The sequence below is a fragment of the Pyxidicoccus trucidator genome, assembly GCF_010894435.1.
Classification (GTDB): Bacteria; Myxococcota; Myxococcia; order Myxococcales; family Myxococcaceae; genus Myxococcus; species Myxococcus trucidator.
Window position 1 is genome coordinate 364151 of sequence record NZ_JAAIXZ010000006.1, and the last position, 18119, is coordinate 382269.

General features: G+C 70.6%; 14 protein-coding genes. 6 read left to right on the plus strand and 8 right to left on the minus strand.

What is annotated here, in order from left to right; genetic code table 11:
• Window positions 1-3 precede the first annotated feature (3 nt).
• The gene (locus G4D85_RS19600; protein WP_164014140.1) at window positions 4-3606 is read left to right on the plus strand and encodes an ABC transporter permease/M1 family aminopeptidase; all 3603 of its coding nucleotides are present in this window, start codon (window positions 4-6) and stop codon (window positions 3604-3606) included.
• A 39-nt stretch (window positions 3607-3645) separates the two neighbouring features.
• Here the strand turns inward: G4D85_RS19600 and G4D85_RS19605 are convergent, their stop codons facing one another.
• The 8 genes from G4D85_RS19605 to G4D85_RS19640 form a co-directional block, all read right to left on the minus strand.
• Window positions 3646-4179 carry a DUF2378 family protein gene (locus tag G4D85_RS19605; RefSeq protein ID WP_164014141.1) on the minus strand — a complete coding sequence of 178 codons (534 nt, stop codon included), beginning with the start codon at window positions 4177-4179 and terminating at the stop codon, window positions 3646-3648.
• A 72-nt stretch (window positions 4180-4251) separates the two neighbouring features.
• Window positions 4252-5121, minus strand: coding sequence for an AraC family transcriptional regulator (locus G4D85_RS19610; protein ID WP_164014143.1), 870 nt, complete (start codon window positions 5119-5121; stop codon window positions 4252-4254).
• Between the two features lie 210 nt (window positions 5122-5331).
• Window positions 5332-6084, minus strand: coding sequence for a VOC family protein (locus tag G4D85_RS19615; RefSeq protein ID WP_164014145.1), 753 nt, complete (start codon window positions 6082-6084; stop codon window positions 5332-5334).
• 253 nt (window positions 6085-6337) lie between these two features.
• Window positions 6338-7822, minus strand: a complete 1485-nt coding sequence (locus tag G4D85_RS19620; protein WP_164014146.1) for a DEAD/DEAH box helicase — start codon at window positions 7820-7822, stop codon at window positions 6338-6340.
• Between the two features lie 401 nt (window positions 7823-8223).
• A complete protein-coding gene (gene fusA, locus G4D85_RS19625) occupies window positions 8224-10326 on the minus strand; it encodes an elongation factor G (RefSeq protein ID WP_164014148.1) in 2103 nt (700 codons plus the stop codon).
• A 361-nt stretch (window positions 10327-10687) separates the two neighbouring features.
• Window positions 10688-12565, minus strand: coding sequence for a tetratricopeptide repeat protein (locus G4D85_RS19630; RefSeq protein ID WP_164014150.1), 1878 nt, complete (start codon window positions 12563-12565; stop codon window positions 10688-10690).
• Window positions 12566-12616: 51 nt separating this feature from the next.
• Window positions 12617-13807 (minus strand): cyclic nucleotide-binding domain-containing protein, encoded by a 1191-nt coding sequence (locus tag G4D85_RS19635; RefSeq protein WP_164014151.1) that lies wholly within the window; start codon window positions 13805-13807, stop codon window positions 12617-12619.
• A gap of 187 nt (window positions 13808-13994) precedes the next feature.
• Window positions 13995-14468, minus strand: a complete 474-nt coding sequence (locus G4D85_RS19640; protein ID WP_205525613.1) for an FKBP-type peptidyl-prolyl cis-trans isomerase — start codon at window positions 14466-14468, stop codon at window positions 13995-13997.
• A gap of 155 nt (window positions 14469-14623) precedes the next feature.
• Between G4D85_RS19640 and G4D85_RS19645 the strand changes: the two genes are divergently transcribed.
• The 5 genes from G4D85_RS19645 to G4D85_RS19665 all read left to right on the plus strand — a co-directional run bounded on the left by G4D85_RS19645 (window position 14624) and on the right by G4D85_RS19665 (window position 18046).
• The gene (locus tag G4D85_RS19645) at window positions 14624-15838 is read left to right on the plus strand and encodes a metallophosphoesterase (protein WP_164014153.1); all 1215 of its coding nucleotides are present in this window, start codon (window positions 14624-14626) and stop codon (window positions 15836-15838) included.
• 152 nt (window positions 15839-15990) lie between these two features.
• On the plus strand, window positions 15991-16536 hold the full coding sequence (locus tag G4D85_RS19650) for an RNA polymerase sigma factor (RefSeq protein ID WP_164014155.1): 546 nt from the start codon (window positions 15991-15993) through the stop codon (window positions 16534-16536).
• Window positions 16533-17198, plus strand: a complete 666-nt coding sequence (locus G4D85_RS19655; RefSeq protein WP_164014157.1) for a DUF1109 domain-containing protein — start codon at window positions 16533-16535, stop codon at window positions 17196-17198. Before G4D85_RS19650 ends, G4D85_RS19655 begins: the two co-directional genes overlap by 4 nt.
• Window positions 17195-17530, plus strand: coding sequence for a Carotenogenesis protein CarS (locus G4D85_RS19660; protein WP_164014160.1), 336 nt, complete (start codon window positions 17195-17197; stop codon window positions 17528-17530). The genes G4D85_RS19655 and G4D85_RS19660 overlap by 4 nt, the downstream gene beginning before the upstream one ends.
• A 93-nt stretch (window positions 17531-17623) precedes the next feature.
• Window positions 17624-18046 (plus strand): hypothetical protein, encoded by a 423-nt coding sequence (locus G4D85_RS19665; RefSeq protein WP_164014162.1) that lies wholly within the window; start codon window positions 17624-17626, stop codon window positions 18044-18046.
• Window positions 18047-18119 lie beyond the last annotated feature (73 nt).

Here is an 18119-nt window from a genome sequence, read left to right on the forward strand (position 1 = left end):
ACCATGTTCTCAGCCCTCGTGTTCTTCGAGCTGCGGCGCCGGGTGAAGATGATCTCCACCTGGGTCTACGCCGCGGTGCTTGCCAGCGCCGGGCTCCTGCTGGCGCTGGCCCTGGGTGGCGTATTCAAGGGCCTCTCGGCGTCCTCGGGCGCCGAGCGCGTCGCCGCCAACAGCCCCCACACCCTCTTCTCCACCATCATCGCGGTGGCCTTGTTCGGCCTGCTCATGCTGGGCGCCGTCTTCGGTCAGGCCGCGTACCAGGACTTCGGCCACGGCACGTGGATGCTCATCTTCACGAAGAACGTGAAGAAGGCGCCGTACCTCCTCGGCCGGTTCCTGGGTGCCTACGTCTTCAGCGCGCTGCTGCTGCTGGCCATCCTCCCCGGCCTCGCGGTTGGCTTGCTGGTGGCGTGGATCAAGGATCCGTCCCAGATCACCACGCACCAGACGGCCGCGTACCTGTGGCCCTACGTCCTGGGGGTGTGGCCCACGCTCTTCTTCGCAGGCGCCCTCTTCTTCGCGCTGGCCGCCATCACCCGGCGCATGGCCCCGGTGTACGTGGGCGTCGTCGTCCTGGTGATGGGCCATAGCGTCATCACCGCCGCCATCGCGGACGTGCAGTACCAGGCCCTGGGCTCGCTGCTGGACCCGTTCGGCTTCATCACCTTCGACACCGTGACGCGGTACTGGACGCCCGCCGAGCGCAACCAGGACCTGGTGCCCCTGCTCGGGCCGATGCTCGCCAACCGCCTGCTCTGGCTCGCGGTCGGCGCCGCGCTGCTGGGGCTGGCCGTGGCGCGCTTCAGCACCACCGTGGAAGAGCACAGCGGCCGGAGCGCCGCTCGCGAGCCGGCCACTCCGGCGCCCATCGCCCTGCCCTCCACCCGTGCCGCGCCCACGACGGGAAGCTGGCTGCTCACCGCCGCGTCCTCCGCGTGGCTGGCGTTCCGCGACATCCTCCGCTCGCCGGTGTTCTGGTCCTTCGTCGTGGCAGGGCTCACCTTCGTCATCCTGGGAGTGGTCCTCTCCACCCAGATCTTCGGCACGCCGACGTACCCCGTCACCTGGCAGGTGCTGGAGCTGGCGATGGGCACCTTCCGCCCCTTCTCCCTCATCACCATCACCTTCTACGCGGGGGAGCTGGTGTGGAAGGAGCGCGACGCGGGGCTCGGCGACATCGTGGACGCCACGCGCGCCCCGACGTGGGTGGCCTACGCCGGCAAGCTGGGGGCGCTGCTGCTGGTCGCGCTCTCGCTCAAGGGGGTGGTGGCCGCCGCCGCGCTCCTGACGCAGGTGGGCCGCGGCTTCTTCGACATCGACTGGAGCCTCTACTTCACCCAGCTCATCGTCCTGGACTACCTGCGCGACGTGCTGCTGTGCGTGCTCGCGTTCTTCGCCCAGGTGCTCATCCACCAGAAGTACCTCGCGTACCTGGTGATGGTGCTCTACTTCGTGGCCCAGGCCGCGCTGGGCCTGCTGGGCATCGAGGACAACCTCGTCCGCTACGCCTCCGAGCCCACGGTGCGGTACTCGGACCTGAACCGCTACGCCAACTTCCTGCCGGTGGTCTTCTGGCACCGGCTGTACTGGTACGGGCTGGCGATGCTGCTCGTCCTCACGGGCTACCTGCTCACCGTGCGCGGACGCGAGGCCCGCTGGCGGGAGCGATGGGCCACGGCGAAGGCCCGGCGCTCCACGGCGTGGACGCTGACCGCCGCGGTGTCGCTGCTCGTCTTCGTGGGGGCCGGGGCGTTCATCTTCTACAACACCCATGTCCTCAACCCGTACGTCACGGCGAAGGACACGGAGCGCGAGACGGCCCGCTACGAGAAGGAGTTCAAGTCCTTCGCGGCGCTCCCCCACCCGCGCATCATCGCCGCGGACGTCACCTTCCACATCTACCCGGAGGAGCTGCGGCTGGAGTCGCTCGGCACCTACCGCGTGCGCAACAAGACGCAGGCGCCCATCTCCAAGGTGCTCCTCAGCCTCCCGAGGGAGGCGCGGGTGCGGAGGCTGTCCCTCGCCGGTGTGGACAAGGCCACGTCCCATGACGAGCGGCTGGGCCTCTTCGTCTACGAGCTGCCCACGCCCCTGGCTCCCGGCGCCGAGGCCGACCTCGCCTTCGACCTGGAGTTCGGCACGCGCGGCTTCACGCATGGCCAGCAGCGCACGGACATCGCCGGCAACGGCACGTTCTTCAACAACAACAACCTGCCGGTGCTCGGCTACGTGGAGGACGCGGAGCTGGACGAGGACGGAGACCGCAAGGAGTACGGCCTCGCTGCCAGGCCGGGCTGGCCGGACCGCGATGACCCGAAGGCGCTGGAGAACAACTACATCCGCACGGACTCGGACTTCATCTCCTTCCAGGCCACGGTGAGCACGTCCGCGGATCAGCTTGCCATTGCTCCGGGCTACCTGGAGAAGGAGTGGACCGAGGGTGACCGGCGCTTCTTCCGCTACAAGATGGACCAGCCCATCCTCAACTTCTTCTCCGTGCTGTCCGCGCGCTACGAGGTGATGCGCGACACGTGGCGGGACGTGAAGCTGGAGATCTACCACCACCCCACGCACACCTACGCGCTGGACCGGATGATGCACGGCATGAAGGACGCGCTGGAGTACTGCAGCGCGAGCTTCGGGCCCTACCAGCACCGGCAGGCGCGCATCCTCGAGTTTCCCCGGTACGCGACGTTCGCCCAGGCCTTCCCCAACACCATCCCCTACTCGGAGGCCATCGGCTTCATCGCCCGGGTGCGCGAGGGCGAGGCCGACGACGTGGACTACCCGTACTACGTCACCGCGCACGAAATCGCCCACCAGTGGTGGGCCCACCAGGTGGTCGGCGGCCGCGCGCAGGGCGCCACCATGACGTCCGAGACGATGGCGCAGTACTCGGCGCTGATGGTGATGAAGCACCGGTACGGGGCGAAGAAGATGAAGCGCTTCCTCAAGTTCGAGCTCGACCGCTACCTCATGGGCCGCGCCATGGAGCGGAAGAAGGAGGTGCCCCTGTCACGCGTGGAGAACCAGCCCTACATCCACTACCAGAAGGGCAGCCTCGTCATGTACGCGCTGCAGGACTTCATCGGCGAGGAGCGCGTCAACCGCGCCCTCAAGCGCTACGTGGAGAAGGTGCGCTTCCGGGGTCCGCCGTACACGGGCTCCAGCGAGCTGCTCGGCTTCCTCCGCGAGGAGACGCCCCCGGAGTACCAGTACCTCCTCGAGGACCTCTTCGAGACCATCACCCTCTACGACAACCGCGCCGTGTCCGCGACAATGCGGAAGAACGCCCAGGGGACATGGGACGTCACCGTCAAGGTGATGGCGAAGAAGTACCGGAGCGACGACAAGGGCACCCAGACGGAGCTCGACTTCAACGACTGGATGGACGTGGGCGCGCTCGACGAGAAGGGCGAGGCCCTCTTCCTGGAGAAGCGCAAGGTGCCCAAGGGCGAGTCGGAGATTACGTTCACCGTCCCCGTGAAGCCCGCGGAGGTGGGAGTCGATCCGCTCAACGTGCTCATCGACCGCACGGGCAACGACAACGTGACGGAGCCCACCGAGGGAGAGCCGGTGGCGATGGGCCCGCCTCCCACGCGCTGAGCGGGGGCTGCTCCCGGCGGAGTCCTCCGCCGGGGGCCGTCACCAGCGGATGCGCAGGTCGAAGCCGTTGGGCGACTCTTGGCGCTCCACTTCCACGCGGGGCGCGGTGGCGCCGGCCTGCCGCAGGGCGCCCTCGCACGTGCCCGCGGCGGCATCCGCCGGGAAGGGGTAGCCGCGAAACCGCACGCGCCAGTCGGCGGGGGCCAGCTGCTCGGTCTGGATGTCCACGGGAGAGACCACCGAGCTGAAGCTCAGCGCCACGCGCTTCATCGCCCGCTCGGGGCCGGCCATCTTCAGGGCCATGCCCACCACGCGCCCCACGAGCGTGTCGAAGTAGGCGCGCACCATCTCCCGGCCCAGCTCCCGCAGCGATTCCTTGCGCTCGCGGTCCGGGAAGAGGTGACACACCGCCGCCTCCTGGCAGGCGAGGTACACGGAGGCCGGATAGGTGGCGCGAGGCTTGTCCACGTCGTACCCCGCCGCCAGGAAGTCGGCGCGCAGCTTCGTGCCGGGCTTCGTGTAGCGGACGAGGGACTCGAACAACGTGGACTGGACGGTGACCTCGGTCGACATGCGTAGGGACACGGTATGGGACTCGGGGCGACCTGGGAAGTTGGCGGCGAGGCCCTGCCATGACGCACCTGCTCAGTCGCCTCGCGTGCCGCCCATGCCTGGAAGCTGACGCCGGAGGAACTCACCCGGAGGGCTTCCGGCAAACTGGCGGAAGTCGCGTATCAGGTGGGCCTGGTCGTAGTAGCCGTGCGCGTACGCGATGCTGGCCCAGCTCTCAGGGCTGCCAGCCTTGAGCCGTTGGATGACGCGGTCGAAGCGGACGAGCCGCGCCAACAGCTTGGGCGGCAGGCCCAGCTCCTCGTTGAAGCGGCTGATGAGGTGCTTCTGGCTGTAGCCCAGCTCGTCCGCGAGCGCGCCAATCTCCACCACGCCCCCACTCGCCTGGAGCCGTTGCCAGGCCCACGTCACGCAGTCGGAGATGGCGCGGGCCTCGAGGATGCGGCGGAGGAGCAGCCTGTCGAGCAACACGAAACGGGCCTCCCAGCCGGGAGCGTCGTGGAGTTGCTCCGTCAGCAGCGGGCCCTCGGCGCCGAAGACCTCGTCGAGTCCCACCACCCTGCGCGCCAGGTGACGCATGGGCAGGCCGAAGAACAGCCGCGCGCCCACGGGCGTGAAGTTGACCTGCACGCCGCTCATCGCGCCCGGTGTCTCGGTGAGGGAGAACGCGTCGTCCAGGCCGGCGACGAAGCCGGAGGCATGACGCGCGGACCGGCTCGGGTCGCGCGAGTCGAAGACGCGCAGCGCTGGGCCGAAGTCGATGATGAGCACCACCTGCGGCGAGGGCAGCTCCCGGCGGCGCATGGGTCCTGGCGTGCGCTCGCTGTAGCCCATGTAGGAACCGAGGACGTACTCGCGGAGCCGTGGGTCCGGAGCGCCGGACACCAGCTCCCACGAGCCTTCGGCCGACTCATGGCGCGTGGCGTGGGCGCGGGGAACGTGCATGGCGTGGAAACCTCCGGGCACCGGGCGGTTCCGGGTCTACCACGGCTGACCGGCAGGCGAACGGGGTGCCGGCCCACGGCAGGAAGGAACGTTCGTTCCACTTGGGATGCGCGCGGCGCGGGTGAGGCACGGCTCGGCACGCCCACGGCAGGAAGGAACGTTCGTTCCACCTGGGATGCACGTGGCCCCTGGGTTGAGGGATCCGTTGCCTCAGGACCTTCGGGTGGACTGATGCAGGGCGAAGGCAGCGCCCTGCGCGTCCTCGCACTGGGCGACGCGGTCTCCGCCGGGGACCTGCATCGGCCCGTTCAGCACCCGGCCACCGAGCGCCCGCACCTTCTCGACCGAGGCCTCGAGGTCAGCCACCGTCAGGTAGAAGAGCCAGTGGGTGTGGATGGACGGAAGGCGCGCCGTATTGACCAGGCCGCCCACGTCCCGCCCGGCGCATTCCCAGGTGAACAACTGGTACGTGCCCACCTCGGGCCCCAGCTCCAGCGTCCCGGTCATCCGCCAGCCGAAAAGCTCCGAGTAGCAGGACGCCGCGTGCTCACGGTCGGTCGTGTTGAGTTCGTGCCAGCCGACAGCACCGAGTCCCACGCCAGACCTTCCGGAGCTCATCGCGAAGACCGCGCCCTGCGCGTCACGAATCACGGCGACGCGCTGGCCCGGCGCGGGCTGCTGCACGGGGCCCAGCACCTGGCCACCGAGCGCCACGAAGCGCCGCGCCGAAGCCTCGACGTCGTCCACCCCGATGTGGCCGAGCCAGTGCGCCGGAGCGCCCTGGGCCCGCGCCCGCTCGGGAAGGGCCATGAGCTCGCCCACGCGCTGCTCACCCGCGCACAACACCCGGGAGTCTCCCGAGCGTTGCACCTGCCAGCCCATGAGGCCCACGTAGAACGCCTGGGCCCCATCCACGTCCGTGGTCCTCAAGTCATACGAAACGAACGCGCCGGAAGTCGCCATCGCGCGAGGCTAACTCGCTGCCTCGCGGTGAGCGACCGCCAGACCGACCGTGAACGGACGTGACGAGGAGTCGCCGGAGGCTCGCGAGCCCCGGCGCCTACCCGCTCGAGAGCCCGGAGAAGTGCCCTCCGGAAGGCGTCAGGGACTGACCTGAAACCCCTCGACCCGTTTCAGCCAGGTCGGTGAACCGTGCTCGGAGGGTGGCCAATGCCCCCTCCGAGGAGGCTGTCTCAACCGACCACACTGAAGCGGCTTAGAACCACTTCGGCGACGGGCGCGGCGGACGCGGCGGAGCCTCGGGAGCCTTGCCCTGCGCCTGCGACACGGCGCCGGCCGGACGCGACTGCGCGCCCCCCGAGCTCCGAGCGGCCTGCGGGCCACTCCGGCCGGAGCTGGAGCCCCTGCCACCGCCCTGGGCCGAGCGACCGCCCTCGGAACGCCCTTCACCCCGGCCGCCACCGCCACGGCGCCGCGCCGGCCCGGAGGGATGCGCTCCACCACCGCCGCCACCGCCACGCGACTGGCCACGGCCACCGCCCCGGCTCATCGGAGGACGGTCCGGCTCGGCGGGAGCCGTGTAGTCGGCGGGACGGGGCCCCGTCTTGCCGGCGCGGTACGGATGGTCTTCCACCACCGGCACGCTGCGGCGGATGGTGCGCTCGATGTCACGCAGGTACGCGCGCTCCTCGCCGTCGCAGAACGACACGGCCGTGCCGCTGGCGCCCGCGCGGCCGGTGCGGCCGATGCGGTGCACGTACTGCTCGGGCACGTTGGGCAGGTCGTAGTTGATGACGTGGCTCAGCCCGTCGATGTCGATGCCGCGCGCGGCGATGTCCGTCGCCACCAGCACGCGGAGCGAGCCGGCGCGGAAGTCATCCAGCGCACGCTCGCGGGCGTTCTGGCTCTTGTTGCCGTGGATGGCGGCGGCATTCACCCCCGCGCCCTCCAACTGCTTCGCCACGCGGTTGGCGCCGTGCTTCGTACGAGTGAAGACGAGCGCGCGGGCGATGCGGCCCTCCTTCAGCAAGTGCGTCAGCAGGCCGCGCTTCTGCTCGCGCTCCACGAAGTACACCTGCTGGCTGACCGTCTCCGCGGTGCTGGAGACGGGCGTCACCTCCACCCGGATGGGGTTGGTGAGGATGTTGCGCGACAGGTCCACGATTTCGGGCGGCATCGTGGCGCTGAAGAAGAGCGTCTGCCGCTTCTGGGGCAGCGCCTTGATGACCTTGCGCACGTCATGGATGAAGCCCATGTCGAGCATGCGGTCCGCCTCGTCGAGCACGAAGACCTCGAGCGAGCGCAGGGACACGAAGCCCTGGTCCATCAGGTCGAGCAGGCGGCCCGGCGTGGCGACCAGCACGTCCACGCCGCTGCGGAGCGCCTGCACCTGCGGATTCTGGCCCACGCCGCCGAAGACGACGGCATGGCGCAGGGGGAGGTTCTTGCCGTACGTGACGAAGCTCTCACCCACCTGCCCCGCCAGTTCGCGGGTGGGGGTGAGCACGAGGCAGCGCACGGGCCGCGCGCCGGCCGCGGGCGCCTTGGCGGAGAGCCGCTGGAGGATGGGGAGCGCGAAGGCGGCCGTCTTGCCGGTACCCGTCTGCGCCACGCCGAGGATGTCCTTGCCCTCCAGCGCATGCGGGATGGCCTTCGCCTGGATGGGAGTGGGCGTCGTGTAGCCCTCGGCCTTGACCGCGCGCAGCAGGGTGTCGTGAAGCTGAAGTTCGTCGAAAGTCATGTCGTCCTGGGAAACGGATTCGGTAAACCCGCCTCCTCCCAGAGAAGGAGGAGGCCCGCGCAGCGCACCCGTTCGGGCTCATGCCCAGGGCGCCTGGCGGTGCGCGGTCGGGCCCGAATGGCCGAACCGCTTTGGGAACGTGGTGGAACAGGAGGGGTGCCCCCCCCATTCCGGAGCTTCGGCGGGGGACCCTGCACGCTCCCGGCTCCAAAGTCGCGTGAAATCAATAGCTTGACATGCGTTTTCCAGAGCAGGCATTCGCCACCAGGGAGCGCCCGGAAAGCTGGCTGCTCGTTGGAGGACGAAGGACCGGCCATGCGCTCTGGCATGGGGAAGGAAGCGCCGTGCCGGGGAGCGGGCCCCGGGACCGACTACCGCAGTCCCGAGGCCCTCACCTCACCTCACACCCGCGCTTCAGCCTGCGCCGTCTGGAGCGACTCCGGCACCGGCTCGTACGAGCCCAGACGCATGCTGGCCTGGGCCCGTCCCTGCGTGCGGCTGCGCAGGCCGTTCACGTAGCCGAAGAGGTTGGCCATGGGCACCCGGGCGGAGACCACCCGCACGGAGCCACGCGCCTCCATCCCCAGCACCCGCCCGCGCCGCGCGGACAGGTCCCCGAGCACCTCGCCCAGGTACTCCTCGGGCGTCGTCACCTCCACCGCCATCACCGGCTCCAGCGCCAGCACGCCCGCGCTGTGCACCGCCTCCTGCAGCGCCAGCGAACCCGCCATGGAGAACGCCTGCGGCGTGGAGTCCTTCACGTGCGTGCCGCCATCCACCAGTCGCACCTCCACGTCCACCAGCGGGATGCCGTCCCGCACGCCGCGTCCCATGGCGCCGGCCACGCCCTTTTCGATGGCGGGGACCAGCTCCCTCGGAATGCTGCCGCCCCGCGTGTCGTCCACGAAGACGAGCCCCGCCCCTCGCGGCGCGGGACCCACGTCCAGCACCACGTGCGCGTACTGTCCGGGCCCGCCCGTCTGACGGACATGGCGGTACTCCTGGCGCACGCCGCGCCGGATCGTGTCGCGGTACGCCACCTTGGGCTGTCCCACGCGCGCCTCCACTCCGTACTCCGTCAGCAACCGAGACACGACCACCTCCAGGTGCAGCTCACCCATGCCGGACAGCAGCACCTGGCCGCTCTCCGGATCCACGCCCACCCGTAGCGACGGGTCCTCCGCCGCCAGCCGGTGCAGGCCGTCTTCCAGCTTCGTCAGCTCCGCGGGCGAGCGCGCCTCCACGGCGAGCTGCACCACGGGCTCCAGGACGCCCAGCGACTCCAGCACCACCGGAGCCTCCGGGTCGCACAGCGTGTCGCCCGTGCGCACGCCCTTCAGGCCGAGCGCCGCGCAGATGTCTCCCGCGTGTACCTCCGCCACCTCCTCGCGGCGGTTGGCATGCATGAACATCAGGCGGCCTACCCGCTCGCGCTTCCCGGTGACGGGATTGAGCAGGACGGTGCCCGCGCGCAGCGTGCCCGAGTAGACGCGCAGGAAGACGATTCCGCCCACGGCCTTGTCGCTCATCATCTTGAACGCCAGGGCGGTAGGAGGACCCGCATCCGACGCGGGACGGGAGACACGCTCTTCCCGGCCAGGAACACAGCCCTCGACGGCGGGCAGGTCCGAAGGCGCGGGCAGGTAGTTGACGACGGCATCCAGCAACATCTGCACTCCCTTCTTCTTGAAGGCCGACCCGCACAGCACCGGCACCAGGGTCCGCGAGAGGGTGCCCGCGCGCAGCGCGCGCTCCAGGTCCTCCGCGGTGACTTCTTCCAGCCGTCCCTCCACGAACTTCTCCAGCACCGTGGCGTCCACGTCCGCACACGCCTCGATGAGGCGCAGCCGCAGCGCCTCCGCCTCCTCGCGCAGCGCCCCAGTGAGAGGCTCCTCGCGGTACTGGCCGTCCTCTCCCTCGAAGAAGATGGCCACCATCCGCACCACGTCCACGAGGCCCCGGAAGTCCGAGCCCTCACCGATGGGCGACTGCACCGCCACCGGACGCGCACCGAGCCGCTCTTCGATGGACGCGACGCTCATGGCGAAGTCCGCGCCCACCTTGTCCATCTTGTTGAGGAAGGCGATGCGCGGCACGCCGTACCTGTCCGCCTGACGCCACACCGCCTCCGACTGGGGCTCCACGCCCTGGCTGCCGTCGAACACCGCCACCGCGCCGTCGAGCACGCGCAGCGAGCGCTCCACTTCAATGGTGAAGTCCACGTGTCCCGGCGTGTCCAGGATGTTGATGCGGTGGGGCTGTCCCGCCGCATGTCCCTGCGTGGGCTTCCAGAACGCGGTGGTGGCCGCGGACGTAATGGTGATGCCGCGCTTCTTCTCCTCCGGCATCCAGTCCATCTCCGTGGAGCCGGTGTGCACCTCACCCGTGGAGTGGATGCGGCCGGTGAAGTAGAGGACGCGCTCGGTGAGCGTCGTCTTGCCCGCGTCGATGTGGGCCATGATGCCGATGTTGCGGTACCGCTCGATGCGCGTGCTGCGAGACATAAAGACTCCCAATCCCGTCGGGCAGCGAGGCCCGCGGGTGGCGAATAGACAGACACCGGTTGGAATGAATAAACGCACGCACGCGCGACACGCCGGAGGGCACGAAGGGCCCGCTCAGGGACGCATGAGGGCACACGAGGACACCACGTGAGCGAGGGCGGAGCCGGGACTCACGACTCGCGGGAACCAGCCAACCCGCGAGCCGGAGGACACCGGTCCGCCTGCTCAAATGTCGAGCAGAACCTCGTGACGGGGGGCGAGGCACACGTCCGCCGCCGGCGCGGTGATGCGCGCAATCAGCAGGGCAATGTTGGAGACGGGCCTCATGATGCGTATGAGTTAAAGCACCCGAGCCGTGTTGTCAACCCGCCGGCAGCTCGCGCGCGAACTGCTCGCGGTAGCGACCTTTCAGCCCATCCAGCGCCTCGCGCATCCCCGCGGCGCGGTACTGCTCCGCGAGCAGCCGCCATGCCTCCGCATGGAGCGGCTCCAGCGTGACGACGCGCTCCAGGTGCGTCCGTGCCTCCTGACGCGAGCCCGCGTTCACCGCCAGCCAGCCGAGGATGAAGTGCGCCTGGACCGCCTCGTCATGCGTGGCCACCGCCTTGCGGCAGGCCGTGCGCGCGGGGCTCGCGCGGCCCGAGCGCACGTGGAGCTCGCACTGGAGCACGTGTCCGACGGCGGCGCGGGGGAACTCGCGCGACAGCCAGGACAGGCGGGACTGCGCCTTCGCCATGCTCCCCTTGTCGAGCGAGGTCTCCACCTCCTTCGCCGCGCGGATGAGCTCACCCTCTCTCGCCACGTCCACGCCGCTCAGCTTCGGGTCCACCGGCAGCGCCACCCAGCGCCGCGTCTGCAGGGCCCAGGAGAGCACCTTCCCGGCATCCTTCACTCCGGCCGCCTTCCGCGCGGTCTCCTCGGCCCAGGTGAGGCTCGCGGTCTGCTTGAAGAGGCCCGACAGGTCGGCCCAGAGGTCCGGGCCCGTGTCGGGGCGGGCCTCCAGGCGTTGCCGGGCCTGGGCGAGGTGGGCCTGGGCCTCGGTGGGGCTGCCCAGTTGGAGCTGGAGGACGGCCAGGTACATCAGCGGCGCGGCCTCCCGCGGGAAGCGCGCGGCGGTGGCCTCGCAGCGCTCCCGCGTGGCGGGCAGCCGGGGCGCGGCGCGCGTGCCCAGGTAGCACGCCAGCGACTGCACCTGCTCGTGGTCCGGGTAGAAGCGGGACAGGGACTCCATCTGCTGCGCGGCGACCTCGGAGCGCCCCTCACGGTCCAGCGCCAGGATTTCGTCGAGCCGCTGGCGGTCCGCGGACGGGAGCGGCGCGGGGCCCTTCGCCACGCTCGCCTGAGCAGAGGCCATGTGCTCGAGCCATGCAACCACCTCTTCCTTGTCGGGCCCCTCCCAGTCGGACCACACGGTGGCGGCGAGCTTCTCCTTCAGCTCACGAGCCCAGGCAACCCGCGCTTCGGGCGTCCTGTGCGCCTGGGGCAGGTGGCGGAGGCTGACGGCGAGCATCTCCAGCGTCCGTGGGGCGAAGGCCGCCTGCTCCGTCCCATAGTTCGGGTACATCATCCACGCGGAGTTCTGGACGTGGAATGCGCCCAGGGTGTGGGCCCACTCGTGGAGGAAGACGGAGGTCTCCTTGTGCAGCCTGCGCTCGTGGTAGAGCGCCTCGCGCTCGTCCGCCGGCAGGTGGAGGAGCATGTTCATGATGTTCTGCACCTCCTCCGGGTTCCCCATCTCGCGGAGCACGCAGTGACGGCCGAACATCCGCCCGATGCCGAGCTGGTGCTGTGCGGCGCTGAAGACCTTCATCCGGGACACCAGGCCGATGACGAGGTCCACGCCCTCGCCAGGATCCAGCGCCTCGAGCTCCGTCAGCGAGGAGTCCAGCTCGGACTCCGAGCTCCTCCGCTCCCACAGGTGCGTCGACTCCAGCTCGAACGTCACCCCGAGCGGGCCGCGCACGACCGCGCTGGCGCGCCGGAGCTGATCCACGATGCTGCTCCTCCAGCGCATCACCTGATCCCGATAGTCGGAATCGGCGTACACCCTGACGCGCAGCTTCCGCACCGGGCCGGACGCGGACTTGGAGCCCGTCTCCAGCTTGCTGGGCGCGAGCTGCTTCGCGTACTCGCGCTCGTAGTCGATGGGCCGCTTCACACAGGCCAGGCTCGCGACGGCCAGCAGCAGGCACAGCGCGGCGGCGCGGCCCGCGCTCCGCGAGGAATCACGGCGGTTCATGAGCTCCCCCTCCAGGGATGACCTACGTCCTACCCGCGAGCCCGCGAGGGCTCACGTGCTCAGGGCCCGCACCCGCGCGGCGAGGTTCTGGGTGAAGAGCCGGAAGATGCGCAGCGCGGCGGCCTCGTGGGTGTCCAGGTAGTGCTGGAAGCCGGCACGGGTGATGCGCAGCGCGCGCACGGCCGTGCGCGCCTTCACCTGCGCGGACACGGGCGCGTCCTGCACCAGGGAGATTTCCCCGAGGTACGCGCCGGGCCCCAGCGTGTTCAGGCGCCGCGCCTCCGGCTCCGAGCCGTTGAACACCTCCACCGTGCCCTCCAGCAGCACGAAGAGGCCCACGCCCTGCGCGCCCTTCTCCAGCAGCACCGCACCCGCGGGGATGAGCACCTGCCGCGCCACGCGGTAGAGGTCCTTCATGTCCTCCAGGGACAGCTCGCCGAAGATGGGAATGGCCTTGAGGTAGCCGTAGCCGTTGGCCTCGGGCGCGGCGGCGCTCGCGGGCAGCCGCGCGATGACGGCCTCCGCCTCGGCGTCCATGCCCATGCGGCGCAACAGCCGCGCCTTCTCCGCCGCCAGCGCCGGGTCCGCGCGCGCCTGCTCCGCGCCGCGCATCGTGTCCGCCAGCAGCGCCAGCGCCCGCCGCGTGAAGCCCTCGCCATCCAGCAGCTTGCACATGCGCAGCACGGACTCCAGGTGCCGGGGGTCGCCCGCGGGCACGCTGCCCAGGGCCTCCACCTCCGCATGGGACTGGCCCAGGTCGCGGTAGAGCACCGCCGCCTCGTAGGGCCGCCCCAGCCGGACCAGGCACTGCGCCATCGGCTCGCGCGAGCCCAGGCCGCGATACACCTCCAGTGCCCGCTCCAGCGCGCCCCCGCGCTCGAAGGCCGCCGCCGCGCGCTCCACCTGACCGGCGCGCAGGTAGGCCTCGGCCGCTTCCACGTACTGCCCGCCCTGGACGTACAGCTCCGCCACCAGGGCGTCCGTGCCGCAGCCATCCAGCAGCCGCGCGGCGCCGGAGAAGTCACGCGCCAGCCGCATCACCTCCGCCAGCCGCTGGCGCTCCGCCACCGCCGCCTGCGCCGCCTCCTTCTGGAGTCGCTCGCGCTGCGCGGAGCCCAATTCCTCGTAGAGCTGCGCGGCCCGGTCCGGCTCCGCCAGCATCATCAGCGCCTGCAGCGCCTGGAAGGCGCCCTCACCCGCCGCGCCGCCATCCTTGAGCATCTCCGCCTCGGACCGTGACATCTCTCGTCCCCCCGATTCCGGGTATGTGACTACCGCATGCAGGGGCCGGGAGGTGCCCGGCCCTGACGCCCCGGAAGACAGGGGCGAGGCTATACCACCCTCGCGAGCGACCCGAAGCCGGGACGCGGGCAGGGGTGTCGGCACGTGGACGCCCGCCCGCCGGCCGACGCTGGAGGCCGCCGGGCGCTCAGCGAACGAACATCAATTCCGTGTCGAAGATGAGCACCGAGTACGGGGGGATGGCCCCGGGCACGCCGTCCTCGCCATAGCCGAGCGACGCGGGGATGACGAGCCGGCGCGAGCCGCCGACCTTCATGCCGACGATGCCCTCGTCCCACCCCTCGATGACCTCGTTCGCGCCCAGGGTGAAGGCGAAGGGCGGCCCGCCCGCGCTGGAGTCGAACCGCGTCCCGTCCGGCAGATACCCGGTGTAGTGCACCTGCACCCGCTTCAGCGCCACGGCCTCCGTGCCGGTGCCCGGGTCTCCCAGGTCCTGGATGTAGAGGCCGCTCGGCAGGAGCGTCATGGCCTCCAGGCTCACGTTCAGGGACTCCGCATACGTCACCTTGGTCGGGTCGCCATTGTCCGGGTTGGCCTGGGAGTCCTCCCCACACCCGAACAGCGGGACGAGCAGGGCACAGACGAGCAGCGAGCGGAGCATGAAGTCCTCTGAAGCGAGCGAGCCGGAAGTCGACCTCGCGAATAGCTGAAGCCTGCCCCGGACCGGCACCGCGCGAAAGAGGCTGCTGCCAGGGGTCGCCTGCCACCCTGGAATACAGGGGCGCGCCAGACGCCATTCCGTTATGCAGGGCCGCGATGCCACGCTGGGTCAGCTTCCTCCTCTTCTTCATCCCGGTGCTCGTGCTGCTGGCCGCCGGGCACGTGTACCTGTACCGCCGGCTCGTCCGGGACGTGACGGAGCGCCAGGGGCTCCGCCGCGCGGCGCGGGTGCTCTTCGCGGTGGGCTTCTCGGGGGCCGTCGGCGCCCGGGCCGTGGGCGCCCTCCTCCCGTCGGAGGCGACCCGCCTTGTGGGAATCGGCTTCCTCGTGTGGACGGGCCTCGTCCTCTACCTGCTCATGTTCACCCTCGGGGTGGACCTGGTGCTCAGGGCGGTGCGGTGGCGTGCCCGCCGCCGGGCCCCCGCCCCCGCGACGCCGGAGCCGGCTTCGGAGGCCGCCTCGGCGCCGCCCTCTCCCGAGCGACGGGCGCTGCTGAGCCGGGGGCTGGCCCTGGGTGCCGGGGTGGCGGGCGCGGCGGTCAGCACGTACGGGGGCTGGCGCGCCTTCCACCCGCCCGACGTCCGCGACATCCCGGTGCGCCTGCCCGGACTGCCGAAGGCGCTGGAGGGCTTCACGCTGGTGCAGCTCACGGACATCCACATCGGCGGAGTGCTCCAGCGCGGCTTCGTGGACGAGTTGGTGTCGCGCACCAACGCGCTGAAGCCGGACCTCATCGCCATCACCGGGGACCTGGTGGACGGCTCCGTCGAGGGGCTGGGGCCCTTCGTCGCGGGCTTCGGCGGCCTGCGCGCCCGGCATGGCACCTTCTTCGTCACCGGCAACCACGACTACTACTCGGGCGCGGACGCCTGGGTCGCCTTCCTGGAGCGCCAGGGCCTCCAGGTGCTGCGCAACCGCTCGGTGTCCATTGGCGACGGCGCGGCGTCCTTCCAACTGGCGGGCGTGGACGACTGGAGCGCGGAGCGGTTCGGCGAGCCCGGCTATGACCTGGACCGGGCGCTGCGCGACGTGCGGCCCGACCGTGCGTCGGTGCTGCTGGCGCACCAGCCCTCCAACTTCGACGAGGTCGCCCGGCGCGGCGTGGGCCTGCAACTCTCCGGGCACACCCACGGCGGGCAGATGTTCCCTGGCACGATTGTGGGAGACCTCATCTGGGGCGACCGCAACGCGGGGCTGAGCCAGACGGGCCAGTCCCAGCTCTACGTCAGCCGGGGCTGCGGCTTCGTCGGCCCGCCCATGCGCGTGGGGGCCCCACCAGAGATTGCCCGCCTCGTGCTCCTCCCCGGGTAGTCTCTACCCCGCTGGAGCCGCTCGCCCGCCCTCCAGCCGGGAGAGCCAGCGCCCCCTGACTCCCCCCGTGTTTCCGGCAGCTTGGCGACGCGCACCGTCATGCGCGGAGCTCCGGAAACACTTTTGGAATTGGGCCGTACGGGAGACGGGTGATGGGGAGTCCGACGGACGAAGAGCTCATGGAACGGTTTCGAAACGGAGCACAAGACGCCTTCGAGGCCCTCTTCGCCCGGCACTCCGGCCGGGTGCAGGGCTTCCTCGCGCGGATGGTGCGAAGCGGACCGCTCGCGGAGGACCTCCTGCAATCCACCTTCCTGTCCGTCATCCGCTCCCGGGGCCGGTACGAGCCGGGCACCCGCTTCGTGCCGTGGCTGATGACCATCGCCGCCAATGCCGCGCGGGATGCGCTGCGGCACCAGCGCCACGTGGACGCGTACGCCTCGCGAGAGGACGTGGGCACGCCCCTGTCCGTGCAGCCTCCAGCCGGCGACCCCGGCATGCGCAGGCACCTGCTGGACGCGCTGCAACAGCTCCACCCGGACCACCGCGAGGCGGTGGTGCTGAGCAAGGTGGAGGGCTGGTCCTTCGAGGAGATTGCCGCGCTGCGCGGCATCAGCCCGGGCGCGGCCCGCCTGCGCGCGCACCGGGGCTATGAGCGGCTGCGGGAGCTGCTGGGCTCGATGGAGGAGGCGCAATGAGCCCGCCCGTCGACCTCGATGGATTGCTCTCCCAGACACCTCCGCGGGACGAGGCCGCGGCGGGGCGCGCGCTCGCGGCGGCCCGGGAAGAGCTGGCGCTGCGGCGTCCGTCGCGGAGCTGGCGCACGCAGGCGGCCTGGCTGATGGCGGCCTCGGGCGGGGTGGCGCTCCTCATCGCCGGAGTCCTGCGGGCCGTGGACGTCACGTCGAGCCAACTGCTGCTGGGCCGCGCGCACCTGATGGCGCTACTGCTCGTCACCTGCGCGGTGTGTTCCTGGGGCGCGCTGTCTCCGCGAGGACGCGGGCTGCGGCGCGTGGGCGTCGTCCTGGCGATGGTGAGCGCGGCCATGCTCGTGCTCGCGCGGGACACGCCGCATGCGGCCTCCACCCTGCCCGATTGGGTGTGCACGGCGAGCCACCTCGGGGTGGGACTGGTGCCCCTGGTGGTGGCGGTGCTCGCGCTGCGAAGCGCCGTCTTCCAGCCCCTGCGCGCCGTGGTGGCGGGCCTGGCGGTGGGGACAACGGGCGCCTTCCTGGGAGAGCTCGCGTGCGAGCAGGGCTGGCGTCACGTCGCCGGCTACCACCTGCTGGCGTGGGGACTCGTCACCGTTGCGTCACTGGTCATCTCCAAGTCGCTCAAACCCCGTTCCCATGCGCCATGATCCAGGACCCCTCTCTCATCATCTGCAGTGACGTGGACGGCGCGCCGGTGAGAATCGGCGAGTCCGTGAAGATCGTCAGCCGCTCGGAGGATGGCACCATCAGCCAGCGGTTTCTCGGACAGACGGGCGTGGTGGTAGGGCTCGTGTTCGACGACCCGGCCACCCAGTACCCGGAGGACCCGCTCATCCAGGTCCACGTCGACGGGCTGGGAGAGGACCTCTTCTTCCCCGAGGAGCTGGAGCTGGCGCCCGCCTGGGCCCGCAACCGGATTGCCCAGCACCGGCAGGCGGCGCGCGAGGTGGGCAGGCCCGGCGCGGAGCGGCTGTCCTGAAGTGAGGCGCCCGGGGCCGGCGACGCCTTCGCGCCGACACCCGGAATCACAAGCCTCCGCCTTCCGCCGTCCAGGGATGACGGGAGGTAGCCGATGGAAGAGTCGCGGGAATGGACCGTGGGCAACCACCACATCCGCTTTGAGCCGCCAGACGTGCTCTGGGCCACGGTGCGCGGGTGGATCACCGCGGAGGACGCCCCGAAGTGGGTGGAGATCATCCTCGAGGTCACCGCCAAAGGGTCGGTGAACTGCGTGGTGCAGATGGAGGAAATGAAGGACTTCCCCCAGCCGAGGCTGTCGCAGGCGGCGCGCCAGTACCTCGCGAAGCACAGCAGCTCCGACTGGTTCAAGAGCATGATCTTCGTCGGTGGCGGGCTCCTCCAGAGGATCACCGCCAAGGGGCTCGCGTTGGCCATGCTGCTGTCGGGCAACCAGCGCTTCGCCATCGAGTTCGTCGACAGTCCAGAGAAAGCCCGGCTGTGGCACAAGAAGCAGAGCGACGCGGCGGACCGCTGACCCGGGGGGTCTGGAAGTCGGGGTGACTCCCCCGCTACGGTGCGGGGCCAGGGCGGACGTCCGGTGGTGGTAC